15 protein-coding genes are annotated in these 17,482 nt (G+C 74.9%); 10 read left to right on the top strand and 5 right to left on the bottom strand.

Annotated elements, in window-relative coordinates; genetic code table 11:
* Positions 1–485: 485 nt before the first annotated feature.
* Positions 486–2,705 (bottom strand): MMPL family transporter, encoded by a 2,220-nt coding sequence (locus QBL21_RS10900; protein WP_407561913.1) that lies wholly within the window; start codon positions 2,703–2,705, stop codon positions 486–488.
* Positions 2,706–2,867: 162 nt separating this feature from the next.
* Here QBL21_RS10900 and QBL21_RS10895 point away from each other — a divergent pair, with 162 nt between their 5' ends.
* The gene (locus QBL21_RS10895) at positions 2,868–3,629 is read left to right on the top strand and encodes a TetR/AcrR family transcriptional regulator (RefSeq protein WP_407561912.1); all 762 of its coding nucleotides are present in this window, start codon (positions 2,868–2,870) and stop codon (positions 3,627–3,629) included.
* Positions 3,630–3,638: 9 nt separating this feature from the next.
* On the opposite strand, the gene QBL21_RS10890 is transcribed toward QBL21_RS10895, so the two are convergent.
* Positions 3,639–4,001 (bottom strand): hypothetical protein, encoded by a 363-nt coding sequence (locus tag QBL21_RS10890; RefSeq protein WP_407561911.1) that lies wholly within the window; start codon positions 3,999–4,001, stop codon positions 3,639–3,641.
* Between QBL21_RS10890 and QBL21_RS10885 the strand changes: the two genes are divergently transcribed.
* Positions 4,000–5,061 (top strand): aldo/keto reductase, encoded by a 1,062-nt coding sequence (locus tag QBL21_RS10885; RefSeq protein WP_407561910.1) that lies wholly within the window; start codon positions 4,000–4,002, stop codon positions 5,059–5,061. The two genes, QBL21_RS10890 and QBL21_RS10885, sit on opposite strands and share 2 nt — an antisense overlap.
* 43 nt (positions 5,062–5,104) lie before the next feature.
* Here QBL21_RS10885 and QBL21_RS10880 read toward each other — a convergent pair whose 3' ends face one another.
* Positions 5,105–7,297 (bottom strand): protein kinase domain-containing protein, encoded by a 2,193-nt coding sequence (locus QBL21_RS10880; protein ID WP_407561909.1) that lies wholly within the window; start codon positions 7,295–7,297, stop codon positions 5,105–5,107.
* Positions 7,298–7,516: 219 nt separating this feature from the next.
* Between QBL21_RS10880 and QBL21_RS10875 the strand changes: the two genes are divergently transcribed.
* A complete protein-coding gene (locus tag QBL21_RS10875) occupies positions 7,517–8,188 on the top strand; it encodes a hypothetical protein (protein WP_407561908.1) in 672 nt (223 codons plus the stop codon).
* A gap of 113 nt (positions 8,189–8,301) precedes the next feature.
* On the opposite strand, the gene QBL21_RS10870 is transcribed toward QBL21_RS10875, so the two are convergent.
* Positions 8,302–9,420: an N-acetylmuramoyl-L-alanine amidase gene (locus QBL21_RS10870; protein ID WP_407561906.1), complete on the bottom strand. Its 1,119-nt coding sequence runs from the start codon at positions 9,418–9,420 to the stop codon at positions 8,302–8,304.
* 262 nt (positions 9,421–9,682) lie between these two features.
* Between QBL21_RS10870 and QBL21_RS10865 the strand changes: the two genes are divergently transcribed.
* From QBL21_RS10865 to QBL21_RS10845, 5 genes are all read left to right on the top strand, one after another.
* Positions 9,683–10,318 (top strand): helix-turn-helix domain-containing protein, encoded by a 636-nt coding sequence (locus QBL21_RS10865; RefSeq protein WP_407561905.1) that lies wholly within the window; start codon positions 9,683–9,685, stop codon positions 10,316–10,318.
* Between the two features lie 64 nt (positions 10,319–10,382).
* A complete protein-coding gene (locus QBL21_RS10860; protein WP_407561904.1) occupies positions 10,383–11,573 on the top strand; it encodes an NAD(P)/FAD-dependent oxidoreductase in 1,191 nt (396 codons plus the stop codon).
* Between the two features lie 10 nt (positions 11,574–11,583).
* Positions 11,584–11,928 (top strand): (2Fe-2S)-binding protein, encoded by a 345-nt coding sequence (locus QBL21_RS10855; RefSeq protein ID WP_407566376.1) that lies wholly within the window; start codon positions 11,584–11,586, stop codon positions 11,926–11,928.
* 74 nt (positions 11,929–12,002) lie between these two features.
* Entirely contained in the window at positions 12,003–13,307 is a 1,305-nt protein-coding gene (locus QBL21_RS10850) for an FAD-dependent oxidoreductase (protein ID WP_407566375.1), read from the top strand.
* Positions 13,308–13,474: 167 nt separating this feature from the next.
* Positions 13,475–14,479 carry a proline racemase family protein gene (locus QBL21_RS10845; protein ID WP_407561903.1) on the top strand — a complete coding sequence of 335 codons (1,005 nt, stop codon included), beginning with the start codon at positions 13,475–13,477 and terminating at the stop codon, positions 14,477–14,479.
* On the opposite strand, the gene QBL21_RS10840 is transcribed toward QBL21_RS10845, so the two are convergent.
* Complete coding sequence (locus QBL21_RS10840; RefSeq protein ID WP_407561901.1) at positions 14,476–15,093, bottom strand: TetR/AcrR family transcriptional regulator; 618 nt, start codon at positions 15,091–15,093, stop codon at positions 14,476–14,478. The two genes, QBL21_RS10845 and QBL21_RS10840, sit on opposite strands and share 4 nt — an antisense overlap.
* Positions 15,094–15,175: 82 nt before the next feature.
* On the opposite strand from QBL21_RS10840, the gene QBL21_RS10835 reads away from it, so the two are divergent.
* Together QBL21_RS10835 and recQ are read left to right on the top strand one after the other, a co-directional pair.
* Positions 15,176–15,514 (top strand): hypothetical protein, encoded by a 339-nt coding sequence (locus QBL21_RS10835; RefSeq protein ID WP_407561900.1) that lies wholly within the window; start codon positions 15,176–15,178, stop codon positions 15,512–15,514.
* A 79-nt stretch (positions 15,515–15,593) separates the two neighbouring features.
* Positions 15,594–17,423, top strand: a complete 1,830-nt coding sequence (gene recQ, locus QBL21_RS10830) for a DNA helicase RecQ (protein WP_407561898.1) — start codon at positions 15,594–15,596, stop codon at positions 17,421–17,423.
* Positions 17,424–17,482: the final 59 nt, after the last annotated feature.

Here is a 17,482-nt window from a genome sequence, read left to right as displayed (position 1 = left end):
GGGATGAGGGTCGTGGCGCGTCCAGACGGCCCCGAGGCGGTGTCACCCGGTCCGTGGACGGTCCGTGCGGGTCACCGGAGCGGGCCGGGACCGGGAGCCGTTGGCCCCGGCCCGCAACGGGTTCAGCGGGATCCGTAGCGGATCGACAGGGAGGTGTGAGCGACTCGCACCTCGCGTCCGCAGTATGGAACGCCCCGCTTGGTGATGACTTGATTTCGTGTAAGAGGGATGGCGGCAAAGCCCGAAGCGGACTGATTTATTCTTCAACGACATGTATGGGGGCCGCAGGCAGTTGCGGGCACGAGCCGGCCGCTGAACCGGCAGCCGCACGGCGGCGGCGGACCGTCGGCGGGCTCCCGCCGCAGGTGGGCGGCAGGATGAGCGGCATGCCGTCCGCGAGCGCGCCGGGGCGGTCCGCCCCGGCGCGCTCGGCTGCGCTCATCCCGTGCCGCTCACCTCTTGACGATCCCTTTACCAGTTGTCGCTTATCGCTTGACAGTCAGGCGGGACGGCGACGGGACCGCGGTCGGCGCGGCGGCGCCCTCGCTCAGCCCGAAGCGGCGGTGGAACCGGCGCAGGGGGCCCGGGGCGTACCAGGCGGAGCGGCCGAGGAGGCGCATCGCGGCGGGCACCAGGACACCGCGTACGGCCACCGCGTCGATGAGGATGGCCAGGCCGCTGCCCAGGCCGAACATCTGCATGAAGCTGATCTGGGCGGTGCCGAAGGCGAAGAAGCTGACCGCGAGCAGGCAGGCGGCGGCGCTGACGATACGTCCGGTGTGGCCGAGGCCGTCGGCCACGGCGGTCGCGTGGTCCGCGCCCTGCTCGTGCAGCTCCTTGATCCGGCTGGTGACGAACACCTCGTAGTCCATGGACAGTCCGAAGGCGATGCAGAACATCAGCATCGTCATCGACACCTCCATCGGCTGGGCGGTGAAGCCGAAGACCGAGGAGAGGTTGCCGTCCTGGAACATCCACGTCATCACGCCCAGGGTCGCGCCCAGGCTGATCAGGTTGAGGACCAGCGCGCGCAGCGGCTGGACGACGCTGCCGGTGAAGAGGAAGAGCAGCACGAAGGTGGTGAGCACGACGAGCGCGACGGCCAGCGGCAGCCGGTCGGCGAGCGAGTCCTTGGAGTCCACCAGCGCGGCGGCGCTCCCGCCGACCTGAGGCTCGGCGCCCTCCGGCGGTGCGACCGCGCGGACGTCGGCGACCAGTTGCTGGCCGGCGTCCGACTTCGGTGCCGCCTCGCCGACCACGCTGAGCTGCTGCGCGTCGGGGCGGCCGAGCGCGGCGCTGCCGGCGCCCGCGGGCTCCCCGGCGGCGTACGTCGCGGTGCTGGCCTCGACGCGCACGACGCCGTCCAGGCCGGAGAGTTCGCTCGCGTACGAGGCCAGCGGGGCGTCGGCGACGGCCCCGTCGATGACGACGTGGACGGCGCCGTCGTCGCTGCCCGCGAAGTCCTCCCGCAGCACGGTGGCGACCTGCCGGCTCTCGGAGTCCTCCGGCAGCACCCGCTCGTCCGGCGTGCCGAACGTGATGCCCAGCAGCGGGCTCGCCGCCAGCAGCAGCACCGCGAGCACCGGCAGCGCCGTGACCGCGGGCCGCCGCATGACGGTACGGGCCAGCCGCCCCCACAGCGGCGAACGGGAGTCCCCGCGCCCGGACTTCGCCCACGGCAGCCGGCCGCTGTTGACGCGGTGGCCCAGGACGGCGAGCAGCGCCGGCATCACGAACAGCGTGCCGAGCGCCGCGATGGCGACGACGCCGACCCCGGCGTAGCCGAAGGAGCGCAGGAAGTACTGCGGGAAGACCATCAGCGCCGCGAGCGCGGCGGCCACCGTGGCGGCGGAGAACACGACGGTACGTCCCGCGGTGTGCACCGTCGTACGGACGGCGTCGGCGACGGACGCGCCGGCGCCGAGCTGTTCGCGGAACCGGCTGACCATCAGCAGCGCGTAGTCGATGCCGAGGCCCAGGCCCAGGGCGGTGGTCAGGTTGACCGCGGAGACGGAGACGTCGGTGACGCTGCCCAGGACGAAGAGCTGCGCGAACGTGCCCACGATGGCGATGAGCGCGATGGCCAGCGGCAGCAGCGCCGCGACCACGCTGCCGAAGACGAACAGCAGCAGCACCAGCGTCAGCGGCACGGCGATCGCCTCGGCGAGCACCAGGTCCTTCTGCACCTGCGGCGACATCTCGGTGTCCACGGCGCTGCCGCCGCCGGCCCGGACGTCCAGGCCGCCGGCCCGCTCCCCGGTGAAGGCGTCGAGGACGGCCTCGGCGTTCTCCGCGCGCTCGTTCTCCTCGCCCTTGACGTGCGCGAGGACCAGGGCCTGGCCGCGGTCCTCCGAGCGCAGCGCGGGGTTGCCGGTGTCCCAGTACGAGACGACGTTCGCGACCCGCTCGTCCGCTTTCAGCCCGGCCACCAGGTCCCGGGCGCCCGCGACGACCGGCCGGGCGTCGACGTCGGCGCCGTCCCGCTCGGCCCGTACGAGCAGAACGAGGTTCGTCTCCCCGCCGAACCTGTCGTCGATGATCTCGCCGGCCCGGGTCGACTGGGCGGACGGGTCGTCGTAGCCACCGTCCTTGAGCTGGGTGAACGCGCCGGCGCCGACGGCGCCCATGAGGACGACGGCCACGGCGGCGACGGCGAGGACAAGCCGGGACCGGCGGATCGCCAGCTCGGCTATGCGGTGGAACACGAGGGTCTCCTTTTAGGCATGTAACGGGAAATGTCCTGCAAAAGGCAAGGGACCGGCTCCGGTTGACGGGGAGGGGGTCCGGCGGGGCACGACGCTAGCCAGGCGACGGGGAATTTGGCAGTGTTAAGTTTTTCTGACGACCTGCCGCACGGGAGTGTCCCGATGTCCGTCGACGAACGCCTCGCTCCCCCGCTGTCGCTGCGCGAGCGGCGCCGGGCCGTCGCCGTCCGGGAGATCGTGGACGCCGCCGAGGCGCACATCACCGCGTACGGTCCGGCGGCGCTGTCGCTGCGCGCGGTGGCGCGGGGGCTGGGCATGACGGTGCAGGCGCTGTACCACTACTTCCCCAGCCGGGACGCGCTGCTGACGAGGCTCATCGCCGAGACGTACGACGACCTGGTGGCGGCCGTGCAGCGGGCGGCGGACACGGCGGACGGCGCGGCCCGGGACGGGGACGGGGACGGGGACGGGGCGAGCTTCGTGGCCGCGACCGAGGGCTACCGCCGCTGGGCGGTGGCCAACCCCGAGCGCTTCCAACTGATCTACGGCACGCCGCTGCGGTACTACACGGCCCCCGTCGAGGGCCCGACCACGCAGGCGGTGCGCAGGATGAGCGCCGTCTTCGAGCGCGAGCTGTTCGGCGGGTACGCGCCGGAGCAACTCGCCGCCGCCGAGGTCCCCGCGCTCTCCCCCGAACTCCACGCCCACCTCGACGGCCTGCGCCAGGGCGACCCGGCGGGCCTGCCGCCGGCGGCGGTCGCGCTGCTGCTCAGCGCGTGGGGACACATGCACGGGCTGGTGGTGCTGGAGGTGTTCGGGCACACCTCGTTCCTCGGCGAGCACCGGGCGGAGCTGTTCCGCCTGGCGATGCGCAACCTGCTCGCCGAGACCCGGCGCCGCATCCCGGGCGCCCCGTCGAGCTGACGCGGCGGTTCAGGCGCCGGCGCCGGCCCCGTCGCGCCAGCCCGCGGCGGCGGCGAGGCGACGGGCGGTGCGGACGAGCGCCGCGAGGGCCGGGGCGTCCGCGGTGCCGCGGTGGACCAGTTGCAGCGGCACGGGCGGCAGCGGGTCGGTGAGAGTCAGCCGGGCGGCGCCGGGCAGCAGGTGCTCGGCCACGGAGCGGGGCAGCAGCATGAAGCCGTCGGTGAGGACGCCGAGATGGTTGCGCAGCCCGGGGACCGGGTTGTGCCAGACGGGGAAGTCCTCGCCGGTGCTGCGGGCGGCGGCCAGGACACCGATGGGAGTTGGCCATGACGACCGACGACAGCACGACGACCGCGGCCCCCGGCGCCGCATGCTCAAGGTCACCGGCGGCCTGGCCGCCGCGGCGGCGGGCGGCGCCGCGGGCGCCTCGCCCGCCGGGGCGCACGGGCGGCCCGGCGCCCCCGGCCCGCGGGAGCTGATCACCCGGACGGTGCCCGGCACCGGGCAGCGGCTGCCGGCCGTGGGGCTCGGCACCTTCACCACCTTCGACACCCTCCCGGACGCGCCCACCGGCCACATCTCCGAGGTGGTCCGGCGGTTCCACGAGGCGGGCGGCCGGGTGCTCGACACCTCCCCGCTCTACGGCGCCGCCGAGGCGAACACCGGCGCGGCCCTCGCCGGCTTCCAGGACCGGGTGTTCGTGGCCGACAAGATCTGGTCCACCGGCGACTTCCTGTGGGACGAGACGCACGCGCTGGCCAGCCTGGAGCGTTCCATGGAACGCCTCGCGCGCGGCCGGCCGCTCGACGTCGTGCAGGTGCACAGCCTGGTGAACATCGACTGCGTCCTGCCGATGCTGCACGCCTGGAAGGCCGAGGGCCGCATCGGCGCCATCGGCGTCACCCACCACGAGCCGGCGTACTTCGACGTGCTGGCCGACTGGATCGAGCGCGGCGGCATCGACTTCGTCCAGGTGCACTACTCCGTACGCACCCGCGCCGCCGAGGAGCGCGTGCTGCCGGCGGCGGCCGCGGCCGGCGTCGCGGTGCTGGTGAACATGCCGCTGGAGAAGGGGCGGCTGCACCACGTGGTGGGCGGCCGGGAGGTGCCGGGCCTCGCGGCGGAGTTCGGGGCGGCCAACTGGGCGCAATTCTTCCTCAAGTGGGTCCTCGGCCACCCCGCCGTCACCGCGGTGCTGCCGGCCACGTCGAACCCGGACCACCTGACCGAGAACGTCGGCGCCATGCGCGGCGAGCCGCCCGACCGGGCGACGCGCAGGCGGATGGTGCGTCACCTGGAGAAGGTGCCGGGCTTCGACGCCCTGCCGACCACCCCCTGGTATCCGGGCAAGTCCTACCCGGGCCTCGTCACCCGCGCCCAGGCGGGCATCCGCGGTCGCAGCCCCTGGTGGCCGTCGGCGCCGGCGACCTGACCCGCGTCCCGCCCGCCGCCGGCCGGGGGGCGCGGCGCCGAGGTCAGGCCGCGGGCTCTCCCTCGACGCGGGCGCGGTCGGCGGCCAGTTCGGCCTCCAGCCGCGCGGCCTCCTCCGGGTGCCCCGCCGCACCGAGGTGGAAGGCGTGGCTGCCGCGCGCGTTGAGGGTGTCGGGGTGGTCAGGGCCCACGACGCGCGCCCAGTCGACCGCGAGCTCGCCCAGCAGCCGGGCCGCCTCGGCGTGCTCCCCCGCCTCGCCCAGCTCCCAGGCGCTCAGGTGGCGGGCGAGCAGGGTCTCGTAGTGGTCGGGCCCCTGGACGCGGGCGCGGTCGGCGGCCAGCCCGGCGTGCAGCCGCGCGGATTCCCGGTGCTCCCCGGAGGTGCCGAGATGGGAGGCGTGGCGCTCGCGCACCCTCAGGGTGTCGGCGTGGTCGGGTCCCAGGACGCGCGCCTGGTCGGCGGCCAGTTCCGCGTACAGCCGCGCGGCCTGCCCGTGCTCTCCCGTCTCGCCGATGTGGCGGGCATGCGCCCCGCGGGCGGCCAGGGTGTCGGGGTCGTCGCGGCCTCGCACCCGGTTCAGGTCGGGGAGGAGATCGGCCAGCAGCCGGGCGCCCTCCGCGTGGTCCCCTGCCTCTCCGACGTAGTGCGCGTGCAGCATGCGGGCCACCAGGGTTTTGACATGGCGGGGCCCGTGCACGCGGACCCGGTCGGAGAGCAGGACGGCGAACAGGCGCGCGGCCTCCGCGTACTCCCCCGTCTCCGCCAGGTTGCAGGCGTGCAGGTGGCGGGCGAGCAGCGTGCCGGGGTGGTCGGGGCCCAGCAGGCGTACGGAGTCCGGGACGACGTCGGCCAGCAGGCGCACGGCCTCCTCGGGCCGGCCCGCGTTGCCGACGGCCTCGGCGTGGCTCCGGCGGGTGGTCAGGGTGTTCCGGTGGTCGGGTCCCACCCGGCGTACGAACTCCGGGACGAGTTCGGCCAGCAGCCGCTCGGCCTCCGCCTCCCGGCCGGAGTCCGCGAGGGCCATCGCCTGGTGCTGCCGGGTGTAGAGGACGTCGATGTGGTCGGGCCCCTGCACGCGGCTGCGGTCCGCGGCGACGCCGGCCAGCAGGCGGGCGGCCTCCTCGAAGTCGCCCTGCCGCCTGACCCTGAGCGCCTCCCGGTGGCGGCGGCGCAGCGCGCGCGGGCGGTCCTCCTTCGGTACGCGACCGGAGCCGGCCGCGGGGGCGGGTGGTTCGCCCGGGTCCGGCGGCTGCTCCACGGGCTGCGTGGGGACGTACCGGGGCGGCGCGGTGGCCGTGGGTGCGTCGTGGTCGGGCGGCGGGCCGGCGTCGGGTTCGGTGTTCTGCGCGGTGCCGGGGGCGTCGTCGCGTTCGGTGGTGCGCGCGGTGCCGGGGGCGGCGCGGGCCCGGATGAGGGCGGTCACGGCCTCGGGCCACGGCGGGGCGTGCGGGAAGTCGTCGCCCGGGTCCCAGTCCGCGGCGATCATGCCGAGGAGTTCGGCGGGGGTGGGCCGGTCGTCCGGGTTCTTGGCCAGGCATGCGGCGACCAGGGCACGTACCCGCTCGGGCACCCCGTCCAGCCGCGGTTCGGCCGTGACCACGCGGTGCAGGACACCCAGCGGCGCGCCGTGGCCGAACGGCGGGACGCCGGCGGCGGCGTAGGCCAGCACGGCGCCGAAGGAGAAGACGTCGCCCGCCTGCCGGACGTCGCCGTCCTGCGCCTGCTCGGGGGACATGAAGCCGGGCGTGCCGATGGTCGCGCCGGTGCCGGTCAGCACGGTGCCGTCCATGGCCCGGGAGATCCCGAAGTCGATCACCCGCGGGCCGTCCGCGGCCAGCAGCACGTTCGCCGGGGTGAGGTCGCGGTGGAGCAGCCCCATGTCGTGGATGGCCTGGAGCGCCTCGACCAGACCGGCCGCCAGCGGCCACACCGAGTCCTCCGGGAACGCGCCGGCCGCGGACACCGCGTCGGCGAGGGAGGGCCCCGGCACGTAGAGCGTGGCGATCCACGGCCGGTCGTCCTCCGGTCCCGCCGCCATCACCGGCGCGGTGAACGCGCCGCTGACCGACCGCGCGGCGTCCACCTCCCGCCGGAAGCGGTGCCGGAACTCCGGCTGCCGCGCCAGGTGCGCGTGCACCACCTTCACCGCCGCCGCCCGCCCACCGGGCGACCTCCCGAGGAACACCTCTCCCATTCCGCCCGCGCCCAGCCGGCCGCGTAGCACGAAGTCACCCACCCGTGCGGGATCCCCAGCCGCCAGCGGTTCCACAGCGCCCCTCCTCCCGTGCCGGAGCAGACATCCTCCGGCACTGTTCGACACCTACCCAACCACCAAGAGTCCGTCCGTAGTTGACCTTGGCGCGACAGGCACCCGGGACCGGAGGGGGACCCGTCCCCGGGCGGTGGCGGTACGGTGCGGACGGAACCGGAGGCGTCGGGATAAGGAGCGGGCATCGTGGGACGTGTGCGGCGCGGCTTGGCCGGGGTGGTGCTGGCCGCCGTCGCCGGGCTTGCCGGGCCGGTCGCATGCGGCGGCGGGGACGGCGGCGAGGCCAGGGGGGCGAGCCCGACGGTCTCCTACGACCCGCTGCCGCGCACGCCTCCGCCGCCGACGCGCCGGACCGTACGGAACAGCGAGGACGTCTGCGACTTCACCGAGCCGTTCGAGGCCGGCAAGGTGAAGGCGTACCTGCCCGGCGGCCCCGCCTACGACGGCCCCGGGCCGCACCCCGCCGTGCTGTTCAAGGACGAGATCCCCGGCGCGGAGAGCGAGCCGCCGCATCTGCCCGAGAGCTGGGACCCGGCGTTCGACAAGCACGACACCCAGCTAGTGGTCTGCGAGTACGACGACTGGGAGCGGCCGGGCCGGACCGTCGGCACCTGCACCTACCTCGGCGGCGCCAACAACACCGGCGACGGCGAGGTCGACGTCCTGAGCGCGCGCTACGTCTACCGGGTCTTCGAGGCCCGCACCGGCGAGCTGGTGACAAAGTTCGCCCTCGACGGCGCGACGAGCCCCGAGCAGACGTGCCCCGACGAGACCCTCTACCTGGCCGACGACTTCCAGCGGGTCACGAGCGAGGACCTCGCCGACAAGCTCCGCCCCTTCGTCACGGGCCGGCGCTGACGCCGGCGACCGCCGGGTACGTCCGGGAGGGGGCGTACGCGACGGTCGCGGCGTCGTTGCTGACGCGGGTCCCGTACGGGTTCCGTGAGCGGATTCCGTACCCGCTCCGGCCGTCAGGACAGCAGTTGCTTCCACCCCGTCGCGTTCAGCTCCCGGCTCGCCGGGGCCCGCTTGCCGCGGCCGAGCAGCACCTCCACCGCCTTCGCGACCTCGCCACCGGCCCCGGCGCGCCCGCGCGGGGTGATCAGCGGCCAGATGTCCGAGCCCAGGTACCCCGTCTCGTCGGCGCGCTTGTGGTACTCCGCCGAGCACGAGTGCCGCTCGACGCCGTGCACCGTGGCGAGCTTGGCGACGGCCCGCTTCGTCTCCGGGCCGAACAGCCCGTCGGCCGGCAGCCCGGTGAACCCGCGGGCGCGCAGCAGGTGCTGCGCCGCGCGCACCCTGGGGCCGCTGTCGCCGGGCCGCAGCAGCGGCCAGACGGCGGCCCTGGCCGGCGCCGGTGCGCCGAGCGCTCCGGCCACCGCGTCGCGCAACTCCGGCAGCCGGCCGTAGAGCACCTCGCCGGGGCACTCGGTGGAGTTGAAGTCGCGGTGGCCCATGATGTTCTCCACCGGCCGCCCGTACTGGCCGGCCATCCAGGCGACCATCGCGACGAGCGAGTCCCACAGCGCGGCGGGCACGTCGACGTCGGTGTACAGGCCCTCGTTCTCGATGCCGATGACCTCGCTGTTGCGCCCGCCGACGTTGGCGCCCTGCACGTGCTGGGTGCCGCCGCGCACGACGTCCAGGCTCTCGTGCCGGCCTTCGAGGCAGTAACCGCCGCGGCTGATGGTGAACTGCTGGCCGGTGTCGCCCCAGCCCTGGGTGTCCATGTGGAAGTTCTGGATCGACCGGCAGATTTGCATGGCGTGTTCCAGCGAGTAATCCTCGCTGTTGCCGGGTTCCGCGGTGTGGTGGACGACGATGTACGTCGGCACGTGGTCGAGGACGACGATGTCGATTTCCGGCGGTCGGGCACCCCATTCCGCGGTGGTGTAGATGCGCGGCTCCGGTGCCGCGAGCGAGCGGGCGCCGCGCAGCGAGGCGGGGGCCGCGGCAGGTGCCGACGTGGTCGCTGACCTGGGCGCGGCGTGTGCGAGCCCCGCCGCGCCGAGCCCGAGCGCTCCGGCCGCGGTGGCGGTCAGTCCGCCGCGCAGCAGGGCGCGGCGGTCGAAACCCGGATGTGCTGCCATCCTGGTCTCCTTCTTCAGGTGGGGGGTGGATGTGGGGGATTCAGGGATTGTGCGCGCGCTGTCCGGTCGGCCATGAAAACATCCGGGACATGCACACGACAACCCCTGAGTAACAACGGCCCCGGATTCACGGGGAATTGAAGCCGACTCCCCGCGCCAATGGGCCGACCAATGAAAACGACGATACGCGAATAGCGAATACGCCCGTCGCCGCCTCGCCGGGCGCGGGGTAGCCTCTCGCACGAGGCGTCGAGGAGGTCCGGTGGTACGGGAACAGGCAGGCCGGGTGCTCGGGGCCAACCTGCGGGCGCTGCGGACGCGGGCGGGACTCACCCTCTCGGCACTGGCCCGCGCCTCCGGGATCGCCAAGGGCACGCTGTCCCAACTGGAGTCCGGGACCGGGAACCCCACCATCGAGACCGTGTTCAGTTTGTCGAACGCTCTGGGGGTTCCGGTGTCGTCGCTGCTCACCGAGCGCGAGGACCCGGACGTGCTGCTCGTCCGCTCGGCGGGCCTCGAAGTGCTCAGCAGCAACGCGGTCGACCTGCGGATGCTGCGCCGCATGGACCTCACCGACACGGTCGTCGAGCTGTACGACCAGCGGGTGCGCCCCGGCGAGGTGCAGCACTCCGCCGGACACCCCGGGCGCGAGCACGTCGTGGTCACCTCCGGGCGGCTCCGGGTGGGCCCGCCGGAGGCGCCGTACGAGCTGGGCCCCGGCGACTACGTCTGCTTCCCGGCCGCGGACCCGCATGTCTACGAGACCGTCGAGGGCCCGGTGCTCTCGGTGCTGATGCTGGAGTACCCGGCCGTCGCGCACCCCGCGCTCCCCGTCGTCTCGTGCGCCGTGCCGGCGCCGCGACGAAACGCACAACACGCGCCCGAAGCAGGGGCTTGACCGCCGATCGGCGCCCTCCATACGCTCGTTGCCGTTCGTTTTAATGAACGGAGGTGGGCGGCAGGTGGCGTACGACGTCGTGGTCGTGGGCGCCGGGGTGATCGGCGCGGCCTGCGCCGAGGCACTGACCGCCGCCGGGCTCTCGGTGGCGGTGCTGGACCGCGGCGCGCCCGCGAGCGGCACCACCGCCGCCGGCGAGGGCAACGTCCTGCTCTCCGACAAGGAACCCGGCCCCGAGCTGGCCCTCGCCCGGCACTCCCGCCGCCGCTGGCCCCAACTCCTCGCCGAACTGCGCGAGCTGGTCGGCCCGCGCACCGCGGAGGCGGAGTGGGAGGCCAAGGGCGGCCTGGTCGTCGCGACCACGCCGGCGGCGGCCGAGGCGCTGGCCGGCTTCGCCGCCGCCCAGCGCACCGCGGGCGTCCGCGCGGAGCCGGTGAGCCCCGCCGGGGCCGGCGCGCTGGAGCCGCACCTGACGGCGGAGGTGACGGCGGCCGTGCACTACCCGCAGGACGGCCAGTTGCAGCCGGTGCTCGCGACGACCGCCCTGCTGGCCGCGGTACGGGCCCGGGGCGGGCGGGTGCGGGCCGGTGTCACCGCCCTCGGGGTCACCGTCGGCGCCGCGGGCGCCGTCACCGGGGTGCGCACCGACCGGGGCACGGTCCCGTGCGGCGCGGTCGTCAACGCCTGCGGGCCGTGGGCCGGCCGGTTCGCCGCCGCCGCGGGCGCCCCCGTCGCGGTGCTGCCGCGGCGCGGGCTGGTCCTCGTCACCGCCGCACTGCCCGCGGGCACGGTACGGCACAAGGTCTACGACGCCGACTACGTCGGCGCGGTGGCCGGCGGCAGCGCGGACCTGCGGACGTCGACCGTCGTGGAGGCGACGCGGGCCGGGACGGTGCTCATCGGCTCCAGCCGGGAGCGGGCCGGCTTCGACGAGACGGTGCGGGTGGCGGTGCTGCGCGAACTGGCGCGCAAGGCGGTCGCGCTCTTCCCCGTGCTCGCCGGGGTGCCGGTGATCCGCGCGTACGGCGGCTTCCGCCCGTACGTCCCGGACCACCTCCCGGTGATCGGCGAGGATCCGCGCCGGCCGGGGCTGTGGCACGCGACGGGGCACGAGGGCGCGGGCATCGGCCTGGCGGCCGGCACCGGGCACCTGCTGGCGGCCCTGCTCACCGGGCGGGAGCCGGAGGTCGACGCGCGGCCGTTCCGGGTGGACCGGCCGGAGGTCATGAGGGAGGCGGCGGATGAGCGGGCGTAGGCGGGGGCGGATGCGGCAGCAGGCAGCGGCGGCAGGCTCCGGTACGGAACGGGCCGCCGGGGCGGAGCGGGCCGGGGCGGAGCGGGCCGGACGCCTGCTGATCGTGCGCGTCGACGGGGAGGAGCTGGTCACCGAGTCCGGGCGGACGGTGGCCGGGCTGCTGCTGGCGCTCGGCCGGGTCTCCTGGCGGACCACCCGCGGCGGCGGCCCGCCGCGCGGCGTCTTCTGCGGCATCGGCGTCTGCCACGACTGCCTCGTCGTCGTCAACGGCGCCCCCGACGTCCGCGCCTGCCAGCGGCTCGTCCGCGGCGGCGACGACATCCGCACCCAGGACGGCGCGGAGCTGCCGGCGTGAACCGCACCGGCACCGGCAGCGCCGGGAACGGCACCTCCGCCGCCGTCGTCGTCATCGGCGGCGGGCCCGCCGGGATGGCCGCCGCCCGGGCCGCGGCGGGGCACGGCACCGGCGTGCTGCTCGTGGACTCCGGCGGCGCGCTCGGCGGGCAGTACCACCGGCAGGACGCCCTCGCCGGCCGCGACCGGTTCGCGCCGCCGCCCGGCGTGGAGCACCTGCCGCACTCGGTGGTCTGGGCGCTGGAGCCCGTGCCCGGCGGCGGGCACCGGGTGCACATCCGCACCGGACCCGCCGACGGCCCGGGCCGTACCGGGCGCAGCGTCGAGACCCGCGCGCTGGTGCTGGCCACCGGGGCGTACGACAGGGCGCTGCCGTTCCCCGGCTGGGAACTGCCCGGCGTCTTCACCGCCGGCGCCGCGCAGGCGCTGGCGAAGGGGCAGGGCGTGCGCGTCGGCGAGCGCGTGCTGCTGGCCGGCACCGGGCCGTTCCTGCTGCCGGTCGCCGCGTCGCTGACGGCGGTCGGGGCCGAGGTCGCCGGGGTGCTGGAGGCCGCCGAGCCGGTCACCGCCTGGCTGCGCCGGCCCGCGGACGTCGTCGCCGGGCGCGGCAGGCTCGGCGAACTCGCCGGCTACGCCGCGCTGCTGGCCCGCCGCCGCATCCCGTACCGGCGCCGCGCCACCGTCGTCGCCGCGCACGGCAGGGACCGCGTGGAGGCGGTCACCACGGCGCGGCTCGACGCCGGCTGGTCCGTCGTGCCGGGCAGCGAGCGCCGGGTGGCGGTCGACGCGGTGTGCGTCGGCTTCGGGTTCGTCCCGCAGTTGGAGACGGCGGTCGCCGCCGGGTGCGCGCTCGACGGCGGGTTCGTCGCGGTCGACGCCGCCCAGGCGACGTCGGTGCCGGGGGTGTTCGCGGCGGGCGAACTGACCGGCGTCGGCGGCGCGGACCCGGCCGCCGCGGAGGGCGAGGTCGCGGGCACCGCCGCGGCCCGGCTCCTCGGCGCCCGTCCGGCGCCGCCGGTGGCGGCGCTGCGGCGGGTACGGGCCGGGCGCCGGTTCGCCGCCGCGCTGGCGCGTGCGTACCCGGTGCCGGACGGGTGGCGTACATGGCTGCGCGAGGACACCCTCGTGTGCCGCTGCGAGGAGGTCTCGTACGGCGAGCTGCGCCGCTCGGTCGAGGAGCGCGAAGCGCTCGGGGTACGGGCGGTGAAGCTGGTCAGCAGGGTGGGGCTCGGCCCGTGCCAGGGCCGCGTGTGCGGCCCCAACGTCGCCTGCCTGACGGGCTCGCCCGACTCCTCCGGCCCGGCGGCGTTCGCCCGGCGCCCGATCGCGTCCCCCGTCCGGCTGGGGGAGCTGGCGGAGCCGGATCCGCCACCGCCGTGACCGCCCCCGTGCCCGCCGTACCGCTGTCCCCCTCTACCGCTGTACCCCGCACCGCCACCGGTCAGCAAGACCGCCACACCGCCACCGCCACCGCCACACCGAGGAGACAGCCATGCCGCAGGACACGTGGGACCCGGCCTTCCGAGCCGCACCGGCGGTGGTGTGACGTGCGCGCCTCCCGCTACTTCACGGCCGTCGACTCGCACACCGAGGGCATGCCGACCCGGGTGATCACCGGCGGTGTGGGGGTGGTGCCCGGCGCCACCATGGCCGAGCGCCGCGCGTACTTCGCCGGGCACCTCGACGACGTCCGGCAGTTGCTGGTGAACGAGCCGCGCGGGCACGCCGCGATGAGCGGCGCGATCCTCCAGCCGCCGACCCGGCCGGACGCCGACTACGGCGTGCTCTACATCGAGGTCTCCGGCCTGCTGCCGATGTGCGGCCACGGCACGATCGGCGTGGCCACCGTGCTGGTGGAGACGGGCATGGTCACGGTCACCGAGCCGGTCACGGAGGTCCGTCTCGACACGCCCGCGGGGCTGGTGATCGCCAGGGTCGCGGTCTCGGGCGGCCGGGCGGAGTCGGTGACGTTCCGCAACGTGCCGTCGTTCGCGCTGGAGCTGGACGCGGCGGTGGAGGTGCCGGGGCTGGGGCGGGTCGCGTACGACATGGCGTACGGCGGCAACTTCTACGCGATCCTGCCGGTCGAGAGCATCGGCATCCCGTTCGCGAAGGCGGAGAAGGAGCGGATGCTGGGCGCGGGCCTGGCGATCATGGATGCGATCAACGGGCGGAACCGCCCGGTGCACCCGGCGGACCCCGGGATCTCCGGCTGCAAGCACGTCCAGTTGACGGCCCCGCCGGCCGGCGGGGCCGCCGACGCGCGCAACGCGATGGTCATCCACCCCGGCTGGTTCGACCGCTCCCCGTGCGGTACGGGCACGTCGGCGCGGATGGCGCAGTTGTACGCGCGCGGGGAGCTGGAGCTGGGCGCGGACTTCGTCAACGAGTCGCTGCTCGGCACGCTGTTCACCGGCCGCCTGGAGGCGGAAACGGAGGTCGGCGGCTTCCACGCGCAGGTCCCGACGGTCACCGGCCGCGCCTGGATCACGGGCATGGGCCAGTACCTCCTCGACCCCGAGGACCCCTTCCCCGCCGGCTTCACCCTCTAGCCCTGCCCGGTACGGTCGCCGTTCGCGGTGGCCGCACCGGGGGGCCCGGTCTCCGGGTCGCTGTGGACGATCGAGTGGAACGACGGACGCAGCAGCGCGACGACCTTCTCCGGTGGCGCGTCCCGCAGCCCGTCCAGCTCCAGCAGATACCGCGCGATGACGGTCCCCAGGGTGAGCGCGCCGATCAGCCCGGTGCGCAGGTCCGCGTCCTCGGCCGGCAGCACCCCGGCGACCTGGCGCTGCTCGGCGAGCATCGCCTCGCGTACCTCCGCGGCGGCCTCGGGGTGGGTGAACATCGACCGGACCGCGGCCAGCGCGCCGGCCGGCTCTGCCGTGATCTTCGCGCTCAGGGCCGCCAGCAGCAGTTCGGCGACCTGGTCGGGGGGCCCGTCGACGGGTTCCCGCCGGTGGACCACGGCGACCCGGGCGAAAAGCCGCTCCTTGGACCCGAAGTACCGCATGACGAGGCCGGGATCGGTCTTCGCCTCGGCCGCGATCCCGCGGATCGTCGTGCGGTCGTAGCCGTGCTCGGCGAACAGCTTCCTCGCCGCCGCCAGGATCCGGTCCTGGGTGTGCCGGCGCTGCTCGGCTCGGGAGACAGGTGCGGGGCCCACCGCTTCAGTCTACAGATGTTGACTCACGTCTGCGCCGACGCTATGTTTCAGTCAACGGATGTTGACCGAAATCGAGGGAGCCATGCCCCAGACCATCGTGTTCTCCTTCCTCACCGGCCTCATGGGCACCAACGCGCTCCCGCACCTCGTCAAGGGCCTCGCCGGTGAGGAGTTCCCGAACCTCTGGGGGAACTCCCCCCTGCGCAACGCCCTGGCCGGGGTCTCCGGGATCGCCCTGACCGTCCTGTTCGTCTTCCTGGCCGACATGCCCGGCCACCCGTGGGCCGCCGCGGTCGCCACCCTCGCCGGCGCCTACCTCATGGCCGCCTTCCACGGCCTGCACGGCGCCTTCTGGCTGAACACCGTCACCGGCAACCCCAACCCGGCCACCCCGGCGAACCGAGGGCCGCACGGTGCCTGAGGCGGCTCGGCCGCCGGGCCCGCGTCCTGCTCCGCGGATCGCCCGGCGGGATGTCGGCGGTGGGGCATAAACTCGCCCGATGAGTTCCACCGAGGCGCTGACGGTCCTCAGCAAGGTCTTCGGCTACGAGTCGTTCCGCGAGGGTCAGCAGGAGATCATCGACCATGTCGTGGGCGGCGGCGACGCCCTCGTGCTGATGCCGACCGGCGGCGGCAAGTCGCTGTGCTACCAGATTCCCGCGCTCGTGCGCCCCGGCACCGGGGTGGTGATCTCGCCGCTCATCGCGCTGATGCAGGACCAGGTCGACGCGCTGCGCGCGCTCGGGGTGCGGGCCGGGTTCCTGAACTCCACACAGGATCCCGACGAGCGGCGGATGGTCGAGGCCGAGTACGTCGCGGGCGAGATCGACCTGCTCTACCTGGCGCCCGAGCGGCTGCGGGTGGAGTCCACGACGCGGCTGCTCGACCGCGGGACGATCGCGCTGTTCGCCATCGACGAGGCGCACTGCGTCTCGCAGTGGGGGCACGACTTCCGGCCCGACTACCTCGCGCTCTCCGCGCTCTCCGAGCGCTGGCCGGACGTGCCGCGTATCGCGCTGACCGCGACGGCGACCAAGGCGACGCACGCGGAGATCGCGAGCCGGCTGCAACTGGAGCAGGCCCGCCACTTCGTCGCCAGCTTCGACCGGCCCAACATCCAGTACCGCATCGCGCCGAAGCGCGAGCCGAAGAAGCAGCTCCTGGAGCTGCTGCGCACCGAGCACGCGGGCGACGCGGGCATCGTCTACTGCCTGTCGCGCAAGTCGGTGGAGGACACCGCGGACTTCCTCGTACGCAACGGGATCGACGCCCTGCCGTACCACGCCGGCCTGCCCGCGGCGACCCGCGCCGAGCACCAGTCGCGCTTCCTGCGGGAGGAGGGCATGGCGATCGTCGCCACCATCGCGTTCGGCATGGGCATCGACAAGCCCGACGTGCGCTACGTCGCCCATCTCGACCTGCCCAAGTCCGTCGAGGGCTACTACCAGGAGACCGGCCGCGCCGGCCGCGACGGGCTGCCCTCCACCGCGTGGCTCGCGTACGGGCTCCAGGACGTGGTGCAGCAGCGCAAGCTCATCGACGGCTCCGAGGGCGACGAGGCCCACCGGCGGCGGGCGAGCGCCCACCTCGACGCGATGCTCGCGCTCTGCGAGAGCATCGACTGCCGGCGCTCCCAACTGCTCGCCTACTTCGGCCAGAGCGGTTCGCCGTGCGGCAACTGCGACACGTGCCTGACGCCCCCGGAGTCCTGGGACGGCACGGTCGCCGCGCAGAAGCTGCTGTCCACGGTGGTGCGGCTGCGGCGCGAGCGGCGGCAGAAGTTCGGCGCCGGGCAGATCGTCGACATCCTCATGGGCCGCAAGACGGCCAAGGTCATCCAGCACGACCACGACTCGCTGTCCGTCTTCGGCGTCGGCGACGACCTCGCCGAGCACGAGTGGCGCGGTGTCGTCCGGCAGTTGCTCGCCAAGGGGCTGCTGGCCGTCGAGGGCGACTACGGCACGCTGGTGCTCACCGAGGAAGCCGACGAGGTGCTGTACCGGGGCCGCAAGGTGCCGCTGCGCACCGAGCCCAAGCGGGCGGCGAAGGCGGCGAAGGCGAAGTCCGGGTCGAAGCGCGCGGAGGCCGTCGACCTGCCCGCGGAGGCGGCGTCGCTCTTCGAGCGGCTGCGCGCGTGGCGGGGCGCGACCGCGAAGGAGCAGGGCGTGCCCGCGTACGTGATCTTCCACGACGCGACGCTGCGGCAGATCGCCACCGAGCGCCCCGGGTCGCTCGCCTCGCTGGGCTCGGTCAGCGGCGTCGGCGAGAACAAGCTCGCGAAGTACGGCGAGGCGATCCTGGAGACCGTCGCGGAGGACGACGCGGGCTGAGCGGCCCGCGGTCTCCGGGCGCGGCCCCCCGGGTGACGGGCTGAGCCGCCCGCGGCCCC

Origin of the sequence: Streptomyces sp. 184, from assembly GCF_045781775.1 — a bacterium.
Taxonomy (GTDB): Bacteria; Actinomycetota; Actinomycetes; order Streptomycetales; family Streptomycetaceae; genus Streptomyces.
This window is presented reverse-complemented; position numbering and strand designations above follow the sequence as displayed.

What these genes read in the sequence shown, in the direction of transcription:
- QBL21_RS10895 (WP_407561912.1), top strand. Translation starts at nt 2,868, where the DNA reads ATGTCCGTCGACGAACGCCTCGCTCCCCCGCTGTCGCTGCGCGAGCGG.
- QBL21_RS10885 (WP_407561910.1), top strand. Translation starts at nt 4,000, where the DNA reads ATGCTCAAGGTCACCGGCGGCCTGGCCGCCGCGGCGGCGGGCGGCGCC.
- QBL21_RS10890 (WP_407561911.1), bottom strand. Translation starts at nt 4,001, where the DNA reads ATGCGGCGCCGGGGGCCGCGGTCGTCGTGCTGTCGTCGGTCGTCATGG.
- QBL21_RS10870 (WP_407561906.1), bottom strand. Translation starts at nt 9,420, where the DNA reads ATGGCAGCACATCCGGGTTTCGACCGCCGCGCCCTGCTGCGCGGCGGA.
- QBL21_RS10855 (WP_407566376.1), top strand. Translation starts at nt 11,584, where the DNA reads ATGCGGCAGCAGGCAGCGGCGGCAGGCTCCGGTACGGAACGGGCCGCC.
- QBL21_RS10850 (WP_407566375.1), top strand. Translation starts at nt 12,003, where the DNA reads ATGGCCGCCGCCCGGGCCGCGGCGGGGCACGGCACCGGCGTGCTGCTC.
- QBL21_RS10835 (WP_407561900.1), top strand. Translation starts at nt 15,176, where the DNA reads ATGCCCCAGACCATCGTGTTCTCCTTCCTCACCGGCCTCATGGGCACC.
- recQ (WP_407561898.1), top strand. Translation starts at nt 15,594, where the DNA reads ATGAGTTCCACCGAGGCGCTGACGGTCCTCAGCAAGGTCTTCGGCTAC.